15 protein-coding genes and 2 pseudogenes are annotated in these 17,659 nt (G+C 59.9%); 12 read left to right on the top strand and 5 right to left on the bottom strand.

What is annotated here, in order from left to right:
* The 5 genes and pseudogenes from ACUTJJ_RS04485 to ACUTJJ_RS04465 form a co-directional block, all read left to right on the top strand.
* Window positions 1-197: pseudogene (locus ACUTJJ_RS04485) on the top strand (ABC transporter substrate-binding protein); the annotation flags it as partial.
* Window positions 198-405: 208 nt separating this feature from the next.
* Window positions 406-1,347: an ABC transporter permease gene (locus tag ACUTJJ_RS04480; RefSeq protein WP_063950009.1), complete on the top strand. Its 942-nt coding sequence runs from the start codon at window positions 406-408 to the stop codon at window positions 1,345-1,347.
* Window positions 1,347-2,222: an ABC transporter permease gene (locus tag ACUTJJ_RS04475; protein WP_144577775.1), complete on the top strand. Its 876-nt coding sequence runs from the start codon at window positions 1,347-1,349 to the stop codon at window positions 2,220-2,222. The genes ACUTJJ_RS04480 and ACUTJJ_RS04475 overlap by 1 nt, the downstream gene beginning before the upstream one ends.
* Before the next feature lies 1 nt (window position 2,223).
* The gene (locus ACUTJJ_RS04470; protein ID WP_063950007.1) at window positions 2,224-3,447 is read left to right on the top strand and encodes an amidohydrolase/deacetylase family metallohydrolase; all 1,224 of its coding nucleotides are present in this window, start codon (window positions 2,224-2,226) and stop codon (window positions 3,445-3,447) included.
* Window positions 3,448-3,525: 78 nt separating this feature from the next.
* Window positions 3,526-4,017, top strand: a complete 492-nt coding sequence (locus tag ACUTJJ_RS04465) for a RidA family protein (RefSeq protein WP_063950006.1) — start codon at window positions 3,526-3,528, stop codon at window positions 4,015-4,017.
* A gap of 5 nt (window positions 4,018-4,022) precedes the next feature.
* Here ACUTJJ_RS04465 and ACUTJJ_RS04460 read toward each other — a convergent pair whose 3' ends face one another.
* On the bottom strand, window positions 4,023-4,859 hold the full coding sequence (locus ACUTJJ_RS04460; protein ID WP_445541432.1) for an IclR family transcriptional regulator: 837 nt from the start codon (window positions 4,857-4,859) through the stop codon (window positions 4,023-4,025).
* A gap of 88 nt (window positions 4,860-4,947) precedes the next feature.
* Between ACUTJJ_RS04460 and ACUTJJ_RS04455 the strand changes: the two genes are divergently transcribed.
* Together ACUTJJ_RS04455 and ACUTJJ_RS04450 are read left to right on the top strand one after the other, a co-directional pair.
* Entirely contained in the window at window positions 4,948-6,144 is a 1,197-nt protein-coding gene (locus tag ACUTJJ_RS04455) for an aminotransferase class V-fold PLP-dependent enzyme (protein ID WP_445541431.1), read from the top strand.
* 198 nt (window positions 6,145-6,342) lie between these two features.
* On the top strand, window positions 6,343-8,178 hold the full coding sequence (locus ACUTJJ_RS04450) for an ABC transporter ATP-binding protein (RefSeq protein ID WP_445541430.1): 1,836 nt from the start codon (window positions 6,343-6,345) through the stop codon (window positions 8,176-8,178).
* Here the strand turns inward: ACUTJJ_RS04450 and ACUTJJ_RS04445 are convergent.
* Window positions 8,175-8,803 (bottom strand): annotated as a pseudogene (locus ACUTJJ_RS04445) (glutathione S-transferase family protein). The gene ACUTJJ_RS04450 and the pseudogene ACUTJJ_RS04445 overlap by 4 nt on opposite strands.
* Before the next feature lies 1 nt (window position 8,804).
* Window positions 8,805-9,170 (bottom strand): ArsR/SmtB family transcription factor, encoded by a 366-nt coding sequence (locus ACUTJJ_RS04440; protein WP_445541429.1) that lies wholly within the window; start codon window positions 9,168-9,170, stop codon window positions 8,805-8,807.
* Window positions 9,171-9,381: 211 nt separating this feature from the next.
* Here ACUTJJ_RS04440 and ACUTJJ_RS04435 point away from each other — a divergent pair, with 211 nt between their 5' ends.
* Genes ACUTJJ_RS04435 through ACUTJJ_RS04420 form a run of 4 tightly spaced genes read left to right on the top strand, consistent with a single transcriptional unit; the run spans window position 9,382 to window position 14,247 of the window.
* Window positions 9,382-10,248, top strand: a complete 867-nt coding sequence (locus ACUTJJ_RS04435; RefSeq protein ID WP_445541428.1) for an ABC transporter substrate-binding protein — start codon at window positions 9,382-9,384, stop codon at window positions 10,246-10,248.
* A complete protein-coding gene (locus ACUTJJ_RS04430) occupies window positions 10,245-11,372 on the top strand; it encodes an LLM class flavin-dependent oxidoreductase (protein ID WP_445541427.1) in 1,128 nt (375 codons plus the stop codon). The genes ACUTJJ_RS04435 and ACUTJJ_RS04430 overlap by 4 nt, the downstream gene beginning before the upstream one ends.
* Before the next feature lie 28 nt (window positions 11,373-11,400).
* Window positions 11,401-13,233 (top strand): TRAP transporter large permease, encoded by a 1,833-nt coding sequence (locus ACUTJJ_RS04425; RefSeq protein ID WP_445541426.1) that lies wholly within the window; start codon window positions 11,401-11,403, stop codon window positions 13,231-13,233.
* Between the two features lie 15 nt (window positions 13,234-13,248).
* Window positions 13,249-14,247 (top strand): TRAP transporter substrate-binding protein, encoded by a 999-nt coding sequence (locus tag ACUTJJ_RS04420; RefSeq protein ID WP_445541425.1) that lies wholly within the window; start codon window positions 13,249-13,251, stop codon window positions 14,245-14,247.
* A 54-nt stretch (window positions 14,248-14,301) separates the two neighbouring features.
* Here ACUTJJ_RS04420 and ACUTJJ_RS04415 read toward each other — a convergent pair whose 3' ends face one another.
* Entirely contained in the window at window positions 14,302-15,813 is a 1,512-nt protein-coding gene (locus ACUTJJ_RS04415) for an aldehyde dehydrogenase (NADP(+)) (RefSeq protein WP_063949997.1), read from the bottom strand.
* Between the two features lie 243 nt (window positions 15,814-16,056).
* Here ACUTJJ_RS04415 and ACUTJJ_RS04410 point away from each other — a divergent pair, with 243 nt between their 5' ends.
* Window positions 16,057-16,410, top strand: coding sequence for a hypothetical protein (locus ACUTJJ_RS04410; protein WP_063949996.1), 354 nt, complete (start codon window positions 16,057-16,059; stop codon window positions 16,408-16,410).
* 13 nt (window positions 16,411-16,423) lie between these two features.
* On the opposite strand, the gene uxuA is transcribed toward ACUTJJ_RS04410, so the two are convergent.
* Window positions 16,424-17,647 (bottom strand): mannonate dehydratase, encoded by a 1,224-nt coding sequence (uxuA, locus tag ACUTJJ_RS04405; protein ID WP_445541424.1) that lies wholly within the window; start codon window positions 17,645-17,647, stop codon window positions 16,424-16,426.
* Window positions 17,648-17,659 lie beyond the last annotated feature (12 nt).

The raw sequence follows: 17,659 nt of genomic DNA, 5'->3' as shown, positions 1-17,659 counted from the left end.
CAGTCGACGCTTTCACCGCCGAAGTCGATCCGGATAAGCGCATCGCGCTCTGGGCCAACGTGCAGAAGACGATCTACGCGGAGCTGCCGCTCCTCAAGATCGGCGACTTCAACGCCGTGGCGGCGAAGTCTAACAAGCTTGATGGAGTCGATGCCGCGCCCTGGCCTTACTTCTGGAATGCCTCGGTCACGAAATAAGACCGACACCGCACACCGTCACCCCGGCCTTGAGCCGGGGTCCAGCGCGATCAAGTCATTGATCGAAAAAAGCTTTTTCACCACGCCTACGTGTGGTGGCTGGATGACGGATCAAGTCCGGCATGACGGAAGTGAGGAGTCGATTTTTAAGCAACCCGGTTCAACCGTCGCCTGATAGCGGCAATCAAGCGCTTCGGAGCCCTTATTCGTGATACGTTATATTTTTCAGAGACTTGCGGGAATGATCGTGGTGATGTTTCTCGTCGTCACCATCGTTTTCGTCATCCTGCGCGTCACGCCCGGCGACCCGGCTGCCGTGATGCTCGGGCCGGATGCCTCCGCGCAGGATATCGCTGAGCTTCGCACGCGGCTCGGTCTCGATCAGTCGCTCGGCGTGCAATATGTCTATTACATCGGGCAATTGCTAAGGGGGGATCTCGGACAGTCGATCTTTCTCAACATGCCCGTTGGATCGGCCTTGTTGGACCGGGCGGAGCCGACATTTTTCCTGACGATCTTTTCGCTGCTCATCGCGAGCGTCATCGCGCTTCCGATCGGCATCTACGCAGCATACCGGCGCGGTTCTTTCGTGGATCAGGCCGCAACGACCGTCGCGATGCTGGCCGCCAGCATTCCAAGCTTCTGGCTCGGGCTCATCCTGATGCAGCTCTTCGCCGTGCGGCTCGATCTGTTCCCGGTGTCGGGTTATGGTGGGCCGGGCGCAAGTTTTCTTGAGCGCATGTATCACCTCACTTTGCCGGCAATCGCGCTTGGGCTCGTCTCTTCGGCGCTCATTCTGCGCTTCACGCGCGCTTCGATGCTGGATGTCCTCGGCGACGACTATGTACGGACCGCCAGAGCCAAAGGCGTGAAAGAGCGCCGCGTGGTGATGAAACATGCATTGAAGAACGCCTTGATCCCCATCCTCACAGTGCTTGGACTGACTGCCGCCGTGCTGATTTCAGGTGCTGTTGTGACGGAAACGGTTTTCGGGCTGCCGGGCGTCGGTAACCTCGTCGTCTCTGCCGTGCTGCGTCGCGATTATCCGGTCATTCAGGGTGCGCTTCTCGTCATCGCCGGGCTCTACGTGCTCATCAATTTTGCAATCGACATGCTCTATCTGCTGGTCGATCCGAGGGTTCGTTACTGATGGCTGACATTGTTTCAAGCGTTCCACCGGCACGCAACCCGACCTGGCTGTTCATTCGCCGATTGCTGAAGCGCAAGACGGTCGCCGCTGGCCTGATCGTGCTGTTGATCTTCGTGTTGCTCGCGGTTTTTGCGCCGATGATCGCGCCCTATTCCCCGTCGAAACTCTCGATTGTCAATCGCCTGAAACCGCCGAGCGACCTCTACTGGTTCGGCACCGACGAGTTTGGCCGTGACGTCTTTTCCCGTACGATCTACGCGGGGAGGCTATCACTTCTCGTTGGCGCCGCAGTGGTCGCGCTATCGGCCCTGATCGGCATTACGCTCGGCCTGCTTGCCGGCTTCTTCAAAAAGCTGGATACGCCGATTGCCCGGTTAATCGATGCCATGATGGCGTTTCCCGATATTCTGCTGGCAATTGCGCTGGTGGCCGCACTCGGCCCGTCGCTGACGACCGTCATCATCGCGCTTGCCGTGGTCTATTCGCCGCGCCTTGCCCGCATCGTGCGCGCCTCGACACTCGTGATCCGAGAGTTGCCCTATGTTGAGGCGGCAAAGGCGCTCGGCATTTCAACCTTTCACATCATGACCCGCCATGTGCTGCGCAATCTGATCTCGCCGATTCTCGTGCAGTGCACCTTTCTGTTTGCCAGTGCGATGCTGGCCGAGGCTGGCCTCTCGTTTCTCGGGCTTGGCGTCAGCCCTGAAATTCCAACATGGGGAACCATGATCTCCGCCGGTCGCCAATATATCGGTCAGGCCGACTGGATGACCTATTTCCCTGGCTTTGCCATCATTCTTTCCGTGCTCTCGCTGCAAATGGTCGGCGACGGGTTGCGGGACATGCTCGACCCAAGACTGCGAAGGGATTTGTAATATGTCGTCTGGCGAACAGGCAAAAATGCCTCTTCAAGCGCCCATTCTTTTTACCAATGTCAAGCCCGTCGGTTTTGGAACCGGCGCGCCACAGGGCTCGACCGATATCCTCGTCGGCGGCGACGGAAATATCGCTGCTGTCGGCGCCTCCTTGCAGGCACCTGCGGATGCGCAGCGCATCGACGCAAAGGGCGCCTTCATCTCGCCCGGCTGGGTCGATCTGCACGTTCATATCTGGCATGGAGGCACGGATATCTCGATCCGCCCTTCCGAATGTGGTGCTGAGCGCGGCGTTACGACATTGGTCGATGCCGGTTCAGCCGGTGAGGCAAATTTCCACGGCTTCAGGGAATATATCATCGAGCCCTCACGGGAACGCATTAAAGCCTTCCTTAATCTCGGCTCCATCGGCCTCGTCGCCTGTAACCGCGTGCCGGAACTGCGCGATATCAAGGATATCGACCTCGATCGTATCCTTGAGTGTTATGCCGAAAACAGCGAGCACATCGTGGGGCTGAAGGTCCGTGCAAGTCACGTCATCACCGGCTCCTGGGGCGTCACGCCGGTGAAGCTCGGCAAGAAAATCGCCAAGATCCTGAAAGTGCCGATGATGGTACATGTGGGCGAGCCGCCCGCACTCTACGATGAGGTGCTGGAAATTCTTGGACCCGGCGATGTCGTGACCCATTGCTTCAACGGCAAGTCGGGCTCAAGCATCATGGAAGACGAGGATCTGTTTAATCTTGCCGAACGCTGCGCAGGTGAAGGCATTCGGCTGGACATCGGCCATGGCGGTGCATCCTTTTCCTTCAAGGTGGCCGAGGCGGCGATTGCCCGCGGGCTGTTGCCCTTCTCGATCTCCACCGACCTGCATGGCCATTCCATGAATTTCCCGGTCTGGGATCTGGCGACCACCATGTCCAAGCTGCTTTCCGTCGAGATGCCTTTTGAGAAGGTGGTCGAAGCCGTCACCAGAAATCCTGCCTCGGTCATCGGCGTGGATATGTCCAACCGGCTTGATGTCGGTCAGCGCGCTGATTTCACCGTTTTCGACCTCGTCGATGCCGATTTGGAAGCAACGGATTCGAATGGTGATGTCTCGCGGCTGAAGCGTCTGTTCGAGCCGCGCTATGCCGTCATCGGCGCGGAGGCGATCGCTGCCAGCAGATACATTCCAAGGGCCCGCAAACTGGTACGCCACAGCCACGGTTACTCCTGGCGCTGATCCGTTCTGGCGGCAAATCACACCTTTGCCGCCGCCGACACGACGGGACGTGCAGTCCCGGTATTATGAGGAATTCGCGTGAAACAATCTTCACTTAGCGCCGAGGGTCTTTCGCCCTATGACAGGCTTGCCGCGCTCGGCATCTCGCTGCCGCCACCGCCGCCGCCGATTGCCAATTTCGTCACGCATGTGGTGGAAGGCAACATGTTGTATCTCTCGGGGCAGGGGCCTCGTGAGGAGGATGGCCATCTTTACGCGGGAAAAGTGGGTGCCGATATCGGGCTCGAGGAGGCTTATCATCACGCCCGCCTCACCGGCATCAATCTTCTGGCGGTCATGCATGCGGCGCTGGGAGATCTGTCACGCGTCAAAAAGGTGGTGAAGCTGCTTGGGATGGTCAATGCCGTCAGCGACTTCCGGGATCACCCGAGCGTCATCAACGGCTGTTCCGACCTCTTTATCGACGTCTTCGGCGATGCCGGGCAGCATGCCCGCTCCGCCGTAGGGTTTGGGTCGCTGCCGGGCAATATCACTGTCGAGATCGAAGCCATCGTGGCACTTAAGGGCTGAAAAATTTAATGGTTACGCCAGCCCATCAGCTTTTCGATCCGTTCGGCCGAAACCCTGACCTGTTCGGTATAATGGTTCTCGTCGGCCAGCACCTTTTGCTCCGGCAGCACGATGGAAATGGTCGCGACGCATTCGCCCCGGTTGTCACAGATCGGCGACGCGATGCAGGCCACGGCGTAATCGGATTCGGCGACCTGTATCGACAGTCTGTCATGAAATGCGGTTGCCGCAGACTGGGACAGCGTTTCCGGATTGATCTCCGCGCGGCCGGTCGGCGAGGAGCGCGCGCAACGGCGGAAAAGCTCCAGGCGCTCTGCCTCGGGAAGATGACCGACCAGCAGACGGCCGGATGCCGTCCAGTTCAAGGGAACACGGGTGCCGACGCGGGACGCAACCTGAAAATGGCTCGGCCCATCCGCCATGGCGAGTACGAGCATATGGTCGCCATCGCGGCCGCAAAGCTGCACCGTTTCACCCGCATGGCGGCAGAGGTCGTGCATTTCGTGCGTGGCAACGCCCATGAAATCCAGAGAGCGGGCATAGGCGAGGCCATAGTGGTAAAGTCGCGAGCCAAGCCAGATGTTGCCGTCGGCATTGCGAGCAAGCATGTTCTTTTCGACGAGATCGTCGATGATTACGTAGACGGTGGAAAGCGGCGCCTTGATTGCCTTGGCAATCGCGTAACCGCCGGCAGGAGACCCGGTTTCGTAAAGATAATCAATCACCTGAAGAGCGCGGTCGATGCCGCTGACGCGCGAGCGCTTGGCTGCCTGCGCCTGCGTGCTCTCCGCGGCATCGGGGAGACTTGTTGAAGGCAATTCGTCCAGTCTATGGGCGTCCAATTTTGGCTCCTCATCATTCTTGAGAGGCTATTACATTATTATGGCATATATGTCGATGCCCATCGCATCGCAAAGACAGGAGAGAGACATGACCGAGGATATCAGGAACAGGATCGGGCTTCGACCGGTCATCAACGTCTCGGGTACGATGACTTCACTCGGCGCATCGATCGTTGTTCCGGAAGCCGTCGAGGCGATGGCGGCGATCCTGCCGCAATTCGTCGAGATAAACGATCTGCAGCGCAAGGCAAGTGCCGTGATAGCGCGACTGACGGGCGGCGAGGCGGGCTTCGTCACGGCCTCCTGCTCCTCCGGCATCAGCCTTGCGGTGGCGGGCGCCATTACCGGCAACAATCTGCTGGCGATTGAGAAACTGCCCGATATCACGCCGGAAAAGAATGAAGTGCTTGTGCAGATGGGGCATGTGGTTAGCTACGGCGCGCCAGTGGATCAGGCGATCCGTCTTGGCGGCGGCAAGGTCGTGCTGATCGGACAGGCGACATCGACCCATCGTTACCATATGGAACATGCCATCACCGAAAAGACGGCTGCGGCTGTCTACGTCGTTTCGCATCATGTGGTTGATTACGGCCTGCTGCATCTGTCGGAGTTCGTTGAGATCGCCCATGCCAGGGGCGTGCCCGTGATCGTCGATGCAGCGTCTGAATATGATCTGAAACTGTTTTTGGCGACGGGCGCGGATGTCGTGCTCTATTCCGGTCACAAGTTTCTCGGCGGCCCCACCTCTGGCATCGTTGCGGGCAAGAAGGAGTCGGTTCGCCATGCTTTCCTGCAGAATATGGGTATCGGCCGCGGCATGAAGGTCGGCAAGGAAAGCATCTATGGCGTAATGGCGGCGCTCGAGGCCTGGGAAAAGCGGGACCATGCCGGCATTCGCGAGCGGGAGACTGGCTATCTCAACCTCTGGAAACAGACACTGGACGGACGCCCCGGCGTGACGCCGCTGATCGAGCCCGACCCGACCAATAACCCGCTCGAGCGCTTGCGTGTCATCATCAACGCCGAGGAAGCGCATATTTCCGCCTGGGATCTGACGACGGCGCTGGCGCAGGGCAGCCCTCCCATCATCACCCGTGACCATGAGGTGGAGCATCATTATTTCTATCTCGACCCGTGCAATCTGCATCCCGGTCAGGAAACCATCGTGGCTGCGCGTCTGGCGGAGGAACTGGACAAGGCGCGCGCCTCCAACGAGGTAATCGCCACACCGTTCGAAGACCGCAGCCGCCACCGTTTCGACGGCATGCTGCGCTGGCCGGACTAACTGGAACGAGGGGTGCCGCAGTTTTCTTCTCCCCGAGGGAGAGAAGTCCGCGGCAGCGGGATGAGGGGGCAAGGGTGCGGTCTATCTCAAACGTTTCCACCTCATCCGCCCCTTCGGGCCACCTTCTCCCTCTCGGGGAGAAGAAACAAGCCGCGACGCCGTGCCTGAGTTCAAACGAGAAGAAAGAAGGGAACGATCATGACCATCCCACATGCGGCACTCCTGAGTGCTGAAGATGCGGTGCTTTCCGTCCGCAATCTCACCGCGTCCTTCCACGTGGATGGCGGCTGGAAACCGGTTGTGCGTGATATTTCCTTCGACGTCGGGCCGGGCGAGACGGTTGCGATCGTTGGCGAAAGCGGTTCAGGCAAAAGCGTGACATCGCTTTCGATCATGCGGCTGCTCGATCGGGAAAGCAGCAGGGTCGAGGGCGAAATCCTGCTCGGCAGGCGCAATCTGCTCTCTCTTTCTGAAGATGCCATGCGGCGGGTGCGTGGCAACGAAGTCGCGATGATCTTCCAGGAGCCGATGACCAGCCTCAACCCGCTCTTCACCATCGGCGACCAGATTTCCGAGGCTCTTCTGTGCCACCAGCCCATGTCAAAAGCCGAGGCGCGGGCCGAGACGATCCGCCTCTTGGAAAAGGTCCGCATCCCCTCGGCAGCATCTCGTTTCGATGAATATCCGCATCGCTTTTCCGGTGGCATGCGCCAGCGCGTGATGATCGCGATGGCGCTTGCGTCCAGACCGAAGCTTCTGATCGCGGATGAGCCGACGACGGCGCTCGACGTCACCATTCAAGGCCAGATCCTCGACCTCATCAAGACCTTGCAGGAAGAGGAGGGAACGTCCGTCCTTTTCATCACCCATGACATGGGCGTCGTTGCTGAAATCGCCGACCGTACCGTCGTTATGTATCGTGGCGAACAGGTGGAAGTCGGCGCTACCGCGGATATCTTCCATCGCGGCAAACATCCCTATACGCGTGCACTCTTGTCCGCGGTTCCGGTTCTCGGTTCCATGACGGGCGAGGAACGGCCTCTCCGGTTCCCCATCGTCAACACCACCACGGGGGAAACGCAGGAACCGGCGCGTCCGGCTGATACCGTCAATGCCGCAGCACAGCCGGTGCTCAAAGTTGAGGGGCTGACAAAGCGCTTCGACATTCATTCCGGTCTCATGGGTCGGCTCAGTGGCCGCGTACATGCGGTGGAAAACGTGTCCTTCGACCTGAGGGCAGGGGAGACGTTGTCACTGGTGGGCGAAAGCGGCTGCGGCAAGTCCACGACCGGGCGCGCCATCATGCGGCTCATCGAGCCGGATGCCGGTTCTGTCGTTGTGAACGGTCAAAATATTCTCACCCTCGACAAGGCGGGGATGCGTGACATGCGCAAGACAGTGCAGATGATCTTTCAGGACCCTTTCGCCTCGCTCAATCCGCGTATGACGGTGGGTGCGGCGATTGCCGAACCCTATCTGGAACATCGCATGGGAAGTGCCCGTGAAGCAAAGGATGTTGTGGCCGACACGCTGCACAAGGTGGGCCTCTCTCCCGATATGGCGGCGCGTTATCCGCATGAGTTTTCCGGTGGCCAGCGGCAACGCATCTGCATTGCCCGCGCGCTCGCACTCCAGCCCAAGGTGATCGTCGCTGACGAGAGCGTGTCGGCGCTGGATGTTTCCATCAAGGCACAGGTCATCAACCTGATGCTGGACTTGCAGCAGAGCCTTGATCTCGCTTTCCTGTTCATTTCCCATGATATGGCAGTCGTGGAGCGCGTCAGTCACCGTGTGGCGGTGATGTATCTCGGTGAGATCGTGGAAATCGGCCCGCGTTCGGCTGTCTTCGACAACCCGCAGCACGGCTATACCCGCAAGCTGATGGCTGCTGTTCCCGTGCCGGATCCGGATCGCCGCAGCACAAGGCGCGGCGCTACGAATGACGAGCTGAAAAGCCCGATTCGCGCCGTCGATTATGTCGTGAAGCCGCGGGAGTATCGCGAAGTTTCGCCCGGCCATCTCGTCGCCTGCTAAAGTCCCGGTATGCCCGCCGTTGCGAAGGGGACGCGGTAACCACGCTGGAAAGTTTCGCCTTCTCCAAGCCGGCGATACCATCGCTGTACCGAGGGAAAATCATCGAGGTTGATTTTATGGCGTGCGAAACGCGAGACCCATGGCCAGATGGCGATATCGGCGATGGAAAAATCGCCGGCCACGTATTCCCTGTCTGTTAAACGGTTGTTCAATGTCCGGTAGAGACGCTCGACATCGGCGGCAAAACGCGTTTCAGCAAAGGGCCCTCTCCGGAATGATAAGTCAGGAAATAATGGGCGTAACCGAGTGTCGGGCCGAAGTTGGCAGCCTGCCACATCAGCCATTCGGTCACGATCAGCCGCTCAGCGCTGGAGGCGGGCAGAAGCCGCCCGGCTTTTTCCGCGAGATAGATCAGGATTGCATTGGACTCTGCTAAAACGGTGCCGTTGTCGCGATCGATGATTGCAGGGATTTTGGAGCCGGGGTTGATGCGACTGTATTCAGCCGAGAACTGCTCGCCTTTTTCGATGTCTATGGCATGGCTGGCATAGGGCAGGCCAAGTTCTTCCAGCGCAATCGAGATTTTAAGGCCGTTCGGCGTGATCCAGGTGTAAAGGTCGATCATGTCAGTCGAACATCGCCTCATCCAGCGGCAAGTCGCGACGGCCTTTCTTGCCGGTCACATCGGAAAGGTCTTTGTAAAGACTGCGCAAGGTCAGAACCAGCTGGATAATACGCGGATCGGTGACACGATAGATCACCGCCTTGCCTTCCCGTTTGCCTTCGATGATCCCGGCGTCGCGCAATTCAGCGAGCTGCTGGGAAAGTGTCGGCTGTTGAATACCGAGTTCGTATTCCAGCGCCGAAACTGAGGCCTCCGTTTCCATGAGGTAACAGACGATGGCCAGACGGTTGGCGTTGGCGACAAGCTTCAGAAGCTCGCTCGCTTCCACCACACTGCGGCAGATGAGATTGGAAACGGGTTTCGTCACGACTGCGGGCCCATGTTTCAGACTATAAAAACGTAAAATGTATAGCGATAAATTTCAATGGTTTGATGGAGGCACCCTCAGGGTGGCTCCAGAATTTTTAAATTCTACAGGATTGGTAGATTTCTCTTTCGCTTTCGGACTAAGGATCGCCAAAACCTTCCTCGAAAACACTCTATAAAAAAGTAGATTGATCGCGAAATGAGGTGTCGACATGAAAATCGGGGTCCATCCCAACAATCTGCATTTGCGGCTCGCCCGGCTTTGGCCCGGCGCCTTTGAAGAATTCGATCCGGAATTCGTGGCCTATCGTGAAGGCCGCGATACGGCAGCTCTTCTGGAAAAGGGCGCTATTCATTTCGGTGGCACCGGTTCGACGCCGCCCATAGAAGCCGATGCGCGCGGGCTTTCGGCGGTCTATATAGCCGCTTCCGCGCCGAGGCCCGCCAATGGCGCGATCCTCGTGCGGCGCGACAGTCCGGTTCGTTCCGCCGGTGATCTCAAGGGAAAGCGCATATCGTTGATCGACGGATCGTTTCATACCTATCTTCTGGCCCGCAGCCTGGAAGGGGCAGGTCTTGGTCTTTCGGATGTGACCCGGATTGAAAGCGGTGACAGCGACAGCCTGCTTGACCTCGTTGAAGGCCGCGTGGATGCCTGGGTGACGATGTCGCCGCGGCTGGAAAAGGCGCTGACCCACGAGGAGATCAGCCTTCTGGTGCGCTGCGGTTCAACCATTCCCAACCGCTCGCTGTTTTGGACGCTTGCGCGTCACAATATAACGCGGGAGACAGCACAGGCGATAGCGGCCGAACTGGACCGCGTCGGCAGCGCCGTCATGGCAGATTTCGACAAGGCGGCGGCGCTGCTTGCCGCTGAGCCTGGCAGTGAGGGTGATGCGGCCTCCTGGGCGAAGGTGCTGCGTTCGCGCGATCTTTCCGTGGTTCCCGCCACTAAAAATATCCTTGCCGAACAGCAGGAGGAGGCCGATACGCTTTACAGGCACGGCCATTTCTCTTTGCCGGTTCAGACAGGCCAAAGCCCGGTTCCACAATCAGCCAGCGTCGGAGGCGACAGATGAATGTTTTCTGGTACATGTGCGCGCCCGACGGCGCCTATCCCTGGCAGCCGGAAGGCTCCCGCAAGGCCGACCTCGGTTATTACAAGCAACTGGCGCTCGCTTACGATCAGCTGGGTTATACCGGCGCGCTGTTTGCCACCGGCGCGCATGATGTCTGGGTTCTGGCGGGTGCGCTTCTTTCCTATACAGAGCGGCTTAAACTGCTGGTCGCCATTCATCCGGGCCTGATCGCGCCGACGCTGCTTGCTAAAATGGCGGCGACGCTCCAGGAGTTTTCGCGTGGCCGTCTGCTGATCAACGTCGTGTCCGGCGATGCGAAGATGCTCGGCGCATACGGCATGACCATGCCGCATGACGAGCGTTACGATATGGCGGATGAATATCTGCAAATCTGGCACCGGCTTTTCGCTGGCGAAACAGTGGATTTCAAGGGTCGGCATTTCCACACCGAGGGTGCTAAACTCGCGCTGCCGGTGGGGCAGGGCATTGAGCCGCCGCCCTTGTGGTTCGGCGGCTCTTCTGAGAAGGCGATCGATGTCGCGGCAAAGCACGTCGAGACCTATCTCTCATGGGGCGAAACGCCCGAACAGATCGGCGCGAAGGTCGATCTCGTCAAGGCGCGGGCGGAACAGCTTGGCCGCGAGCTGGAATATGGCATTCGGCTTTATGTCATCGTGCGTGATACCGATGAAGAGGCTTGGGCCGCCGCTGCCGACCTTTACGGGCGCATGGATGAGCGCGCGATTGCCGCCAACCAGCGTTTTGTCGGCAAGACCGATTCCGTCGGCCAGCAGCGCATGACGGCGATGCACGGCGGGCAGAAGCCGGAGAACCTGCGCGATCTTGAAATCGCCCCCAATCTTTGGGCTGGCATCGGGCTTGTCCGTCCGGGTCCGGGAACAGCGATTGTCGGCTCGCCCGATACTGTCATCCGCACGCTGGAGGCCTATAAGAAGGCGGGCGTGAACACCTTTATCCTTTCCGGCATGCCATTGCTGGAGGAAGCCTTCCGCTTCGGGGAAAAGGTTCTGCCACGCCTCGATGTGTCGCGGGAAGTGTCAGCGGCGAAACAGTTCACCTGGTCGACCCTGTTCGACCGCGACCTCTCGGCCAAGGCCTCCTGAGCATGGCGCTAGAGTGGAGAAGAACAACATGACGGCAGGTCCGGCAACAATAATCGCGCAACAGCGCTTCGGTCCACAATGGGTGGCCGAGCGGGCGCTTGCCGTTCTGGACAAGGTGCTGGGCGCGGTTGCCGCCGCCATCCTTGCGACGCTGCTCGTGGTGGTGCTGGTCAATGTCACCCTGCGGTATCTGTTCCATACCGGCTTCATCGGCGCGGAAGATCTGGGCATCTGGCTGAATGTGGCGATGATCGCGGTCGGCGCGCCGCTCAGCCTCAAGAGCGCGCTGGCCATGCGGCTGGATGTATTCGTGCGCTTCCTGCCGGAACGCTTTCATGCCGCAACCGAGGTTCTGGCCGATGCCTTTTCCTTTGTCGCAGCCCTCATCCTTGCTTTCGGCGGGGTGGAGATTGCGGCCATGCTGGGCGGCACATCACCAACGCTCGGTCTGCCGGAATGGGTGCGCTTCGGTTTTCTTGGTGCAGGCGGCGCGCTGATCTTTGTTTATCTCGCGCTTCAGCGTCTCAGTGAAGGCAAGGCGCTTGCCGTTCTGCTCTCCGTCGCCATCGCGGTCGTTTCTTATGTCGGCCTGCCGAAACTGTTTGTCGATACCAGCCTGCCGCCGAGCCTGTTTCTGGCGCTGACGGCGGCCGTTGGGCTGGTTCTGGCCGCACCGCTCGCCCATGCCTTCCTTACCGCCGCCTATGTAGCTATTGCCTTCGGCAGCACCTTGCCGGAACCGGCCATCGTTTCGTCGACGGTAACAGGCATGTCGAAATTCCTGCTGCTGGCCATTCCCTTCTTCCTGCTCGCCGGAAGCCAGTTGACGGAATCGGGTGTCGCCAACCAGCTCGTCCGCTTCGCTTCTTCTATGGTCGGCCATCGGCGTGCGGGGCTGGCGCAGACGACGCTTTTGACCAGCGTGCTGTTTTCCGGCGCATCCGGCTCTTCGGTTGCCAATGCCGCCTTCGGCGCTTCCACCTTCCAGCCGGAACTGGTAAAACACGGTTATCCACCGGCACAGGCAGGCGCGATCATTGCCGCCACATCGGTGCTGGACAATGTCATTCCACCCTCCATCGCATTTCTGATCCTCGCAACAGCCACCAATCTGTCTGTCGGCTCGCTGCTGGTCGGCGGTTTCTTCGCCGGTGGGCTGATGGCGATCTGCCTTGCGGTGGCAATCCATCTCAGCGTGCGCAGCGTCGACACGTTGCCGCGTGCCTTAGGCGCTGAGCGCTGGCGTTCGGCTATCTCTGCCATACCGGCTTTCGGTCTTGGCGTCATCGTGGTGGTCGGTATCCGTATCGGTGTCGTCACCACTACGGAGGCTGCTGCCCTTGCTGCGCTCTATACGCTGTTTCTCGGTTTCGGTTATCGGCTGGGCGCGGGCCGCATTTTCGCAACTTTCCGCCAGTCTGCCGGTGAGGCGGCGGCGATTGGCCTCCTGATCGGCACGGCTGGCCCCTTCGCCTTCCTGCTGGCGGTAGACAATGTCTCCGGCCTCGTCACGGATTTCGTGACTTTGCTCGGCGGCAGCAAGATCGCGGTGCTGCTGCTCTCCAACCTCATCCTGCTCGTGGTGGGACTTGTGCTGGATATCGGCGCTGCCATCCTGCTGTTCGGGCCGATCCTGCTGCCTGCTGCCGTGGCGGCCGGTATCGATCCCATCCATTTCGGTGTCATCCTCGTGGTCAATCTCATGATCCACGGCCTGACACCACCGCTCGGCATGCTGATCTTCGTGGTCAGCGGCGTCACCCGCATTCCGGCGACAGCACTTTTCCGGGCTGTTGTTCCCTATCTTGTCTCCCTTCTTGTTTCCCTTGCCATTCTGTGCGTCTGGGCCATTTTCTTCTAATCCGGGGCTTTATTCATGGCCATTATCGATCGTCGTCATCTCCTCAAACTCTCCGCTCTCGGTGCGGCAACGCTCGCCGCACCGGCCTTCGTGCGCACGGCAAATGCCAGGGCCCGCAACCTCACCGTCGCCTCGCTTTTCGCTGACGACAAGCCGGAGACGAAAATCTGGGTCAAGATCAGTGAGCTGGTGGAAGCGAAGCTGCCCGGCCGTTTCCGCTTCAACATCGTGAAAAGCGGTGCGCTGGGCGGTGAAAAGGAAGTGGCGGAAAACATTCGTCTCGGCTCGGTTCAGGCCAGTCTTTCAACCGTTTCCTCGCTTTCCGGTTGGGTGCCGGAACTGCAGATTCTCGATCTGCCCTTCCTCTTCCGCGATGCCGACCATGTGCGCAAGGTGGTGACGGGTGAGACCGGCACTGATCTGAAGACGAAGCTCGCCGCCCAGCAATTCATCGCCGCCGATTTCATCAATTACGGCGCACGCCACCTGCTGACAAAGGAGCCGGTGACACGCCCCGAGCAGTTGGAAGGCAAGAAGATCCGTGTCATCCAGAGCCCGCTGCATACCAAGCTGTGGAGCGCCTTCGGCACGACGCCGGTCGGTATTCCGATCACAGAGACCTATAATGCGCTGGCGACCGGGGTGGCCGACGCCATGGACCTCACCAAATCCGCCTATGCCGGCTTCAAGCTTTACGAGGTCGTGCCGTATCTGACGGAAACCGGCCACATCTGGGCTTCCGGCGTCGTTTATTATGGCGCGACCTTCTGGAACCAGTTGGATGACGAAGAGAAGAAGGTGCTGTCGGAGGCTTCCAGCGAAGGCGCGAAGTACTTCAATCAGCTGATCGTTGAGGATGAAGCGAAGTCTGTTGCGCTTGCGCTGTCCAAGGGCGGCAAGGTGCAGCAGCCGGAAGCGCTGGATGACTGGCGCAGGGGCGCGCAGGGCGTCTGGCAGGATTTCGCCGGCATCGTTGGCGGTCTTGAAAAGATACAGGCCGTGCAGTCTGCCTGAGACTACGGGGCAGACGAAGAACGGGGGAGGCGTGTGAGCGCCTCCCCTTTTTTATTAGCGAATGTCTTCCGGCAGAACGTCCGAAGGAATGTTCTGATAGGAAACCGGGCGCATGAAGCGGCGGATCGACATGGTGCCGACCGAAGTTGCGCCGAAGTTCGTCGAGGCCGGGTAAGGGCCGCCGTGAACCATGGCTTCGGAAACTTCGACGCCGGTCGGGAAACCGTTGGCGAGAACGCGGCCTGCCTTGCGCTCCAGGATTGGCAGCAGCTTGCGGCCGAGTTCGGCGTCGCCGGCATCGAGATGCATGGTTGCCGTCAGCTGGCCTTCGAAGCTCTTGGCAACTTCCAGCATTTCTTCGGTGCTATCAACAGTCACGATCAGGCCGAGCGGTCCGAAAACTTCTTCTGAAAGCGCATGGTTGGCAACCCAATCCTTGCCGGAAACGCGGAACAGGTAAGGCGTCGCATTGCGCAGGTTGCAGGTGGTGGTCAGAACGTCGCGCACGCCGTTGCCGGCAGCGATGCGATCACGGCCGTCGCGATAGGCAGCGGCGATGCCGTCTGTCAGCATGACCTGAGGGCCGACTTCGGAAAGTGCCGCGCGGGCAGTTTCAGCAACGGCATCCGCCTGCTCGGAGAGGATGACGGCGATGCCGGGGTTGGTGCAGAACTGGCCAGCACCCATGGTGAGCGAACCGGCCCAGCCCTTGGCAATGGCTTCGCCACGAGCGGCAACCGCTTCCGGCAGCAGGAACATCGGGTTAACGGAACCCAGTTCGCCGAAGAAGGGGATCGGCTCGGGGCGCTGTGCGCAGAGGTCGAACAGCGCGCGGCCGCCGGCGAGCGAACCGGTGAAACCGACCGCCTTGATGCGCGGATGCTGGACGAGCGCGGAGCCGACATCGCGGCGGCCGCCCTGGATCAGCGAGAAGACGCCGGGATGAAGATTGTGCTTCTTGACAGCGGCGAGTACCGCTTCAGCGACGATTTCACCGGTGCCGGGATGGGCTGAGTGGCCCTTGACGACGACAGGGCAACCGGCTGCGAGTGCGGCGGCCGTGTCACCGCCGGCCGTCGAGAAGGCAAGCGGGAAGTTCGATGCACCGAAGACGGCAACGGGGCCGATCGGGCGCTGCATCAGGCGGATATCAGGACGCGGCAGCGGCTGGCGATCCGGTAGCGCTTCGTCGTGGCGGCGGTCGAGATAGTCGCCCTTGCGGATATGCGATGCGAAAAGGCGGAGCTGACCAACGGTGCGGCCGCGCTCGCCTTGCAGACGGGCGGCAGGCAGGCCGGTTTCGGACGAGCCGATTTCGGTGATGGCGTCGGCACGGGCTTCGATTTCATCGGCGATGGTGTCGAGGAATGCGGCGCGCTCTTCGCGGGTGGTGTAGCCGTAGCTCCAGAAGGCATCTTCTGCTGCTTCACAGGCCGCATTCACCAGATCGACCGTGCCGACCGAAAAATCGAAAGCCTCGCCATGTGCAGGCTCGCTGCGGAATTTTGCTTCCGTTGCGACCCATTCTCCTGCAACCAGATGTTTGCCGTGCGGCTTGAAACTCATTGTGCTCATCCCTGAAAATCTGATCCTGTGTGGAAAATCCACCGACACCGTGACATCGCACCGGAAGGCGACAGCGTGAACGCCATCAGCCGCGATCCGCGTCCGGTTGCCTTCTGCCTTAGCCCGTGTGGGGCCTGAGCGAAAGCCGGTTTTTGAACTATCTGACCAAAAAGTGTGATTAATTGGGCAGGGCGTGAAAAAGACGCGCTTCCGTTTCCTCGGTCGGCGCTCTATTGTGACGCCATGATGACAAACAGATTTCCCAAATATGTCGCCTGGTCGCTTCTTCTGCTGATCGTGATTGCGACTGTCAGCCCAATCGGGCTGAGGCCCCATACGCTGACGACGGTGAGTATTGATCGCGCCGGCGCATTTGCCGTCTGCGCGGCGGCATTCGTGCTTGCCTATCCCCGACATTGGCTGCTGGTGATCGCTGCAGGCATCGTTGCCGCCTTCGGCATCGAAGCCTTGCAGTACCTCTCGCCAACCCGCCACCCGCATCTGACCGACGCCGCCGTGAAAGCTGCCGGGGCCATCGCCGGTGGAACGGCAATGTTCTCCTATCTGTTTTTCCGGGCTCGTTCGGCGGCAGGCTGACGCTACTCGTGCATTATAGTGCGCCCAATTCGGCGTTGTTTTTCCCAAGCCCGAAACGGCCATGGGATAATGCCCTTTCAATGCCTCTCAATTCCGCCAGCCCCTTTAGCCGGCCTATGGCGGGATAGCCTGGTTGTGCGCCCCGCGTCAGATCATCGAGAATTTCCTGTCCATGGTCGGGCCGCATCGGGATGGTGTGGTCTTCACGGCCCTCTTTCCGCCGACGCGCTTCTTCGGTGATGAGGGCGGCGATGACGGCGACCATATCCGTCCCGCCTTCAAGATGTTCGTCTTCGAAGAAGGAACAGGGCACGGTGTCTGTGTCGCGCGTCACATTGCGCAGATGCACGAAATGGATTCGATGGGCAAATCGGTTGGCAATGAAGGGCAGGTCGTTATCCGCACGCGCACCGAGAGAGCCTGTGCAAAGCGTGACGCCATTGGCGCGGCTGTCGACCTGCGACAGCATATGGGCGTAATCCGCCTCCGTTGAGAGAATACGTGGCAGGCCGAGCAGAGGCCACGGCGGATCATCGCCATGGGCGCAGATGTTGATGCCGACGGCTTCGGCAACCGGTGTCACCTCGGAAAGAAAGTCGATCAGGTTCTGCTGCAGCCTTTCGCGATTGATGCCGTGATAGGAGCGCAGTTTTTCGATGAGTTCCGGCAGGGTATAGCCATCCGCCGAGCCGGGCAGGCCAGCGCCGATATTGCGCGATAGCGCGACGATTTTTGCGTCGGGCATCTCGGTGAACCGCTTTGCGGCAGCGTCCAGCAACCAGTCGGGATAATCCTGTGTTGCGTCCGGGCGCTTGAGAATGTGTATATCAAAGGCAGCGAAATCGGTGAGGTCGAAGCGCATCGCCTTCGCGCCGTGTTTCGTTTCCCAGCGCAGGTCGGTGCGGGTCCAGTCCAACACGGGCATGAAGTTGTAACAGACGGTGCGGATGCCCGAGGCCGAGAGTCGGCGCAGGGTTTCCTGCCAGTTGGCGATGTGGGTTTTCCAGTCACCGGTCTGGGTCTTGATGTCCTCGGAAACCGGCACGCTTTCCACCACGTCCCAATAAAGACCGCCGGCCTTGATGGCCTCATGCCGCCTGGTGATTTCATCCACCGGCCAGACATCGCCGGTGGCGATGTGGTGTAACGCACTGACGATGCCTTCCGCGCCCGCCTGAGCCGCATCCTGAACCGTGACCTTGTCGACCGGGCCGAACCAGCGCCATGTATGTCTCATCTTTCGTCCTCA

It is taken from the genome of Agrobacterium sp. DKPNP3 (assembly GCF_052686535.1).
Note: the sequence above shows the minus strand (reverse complement) of the source record. Positions and strands in the feature narration are given on the sequence as shown.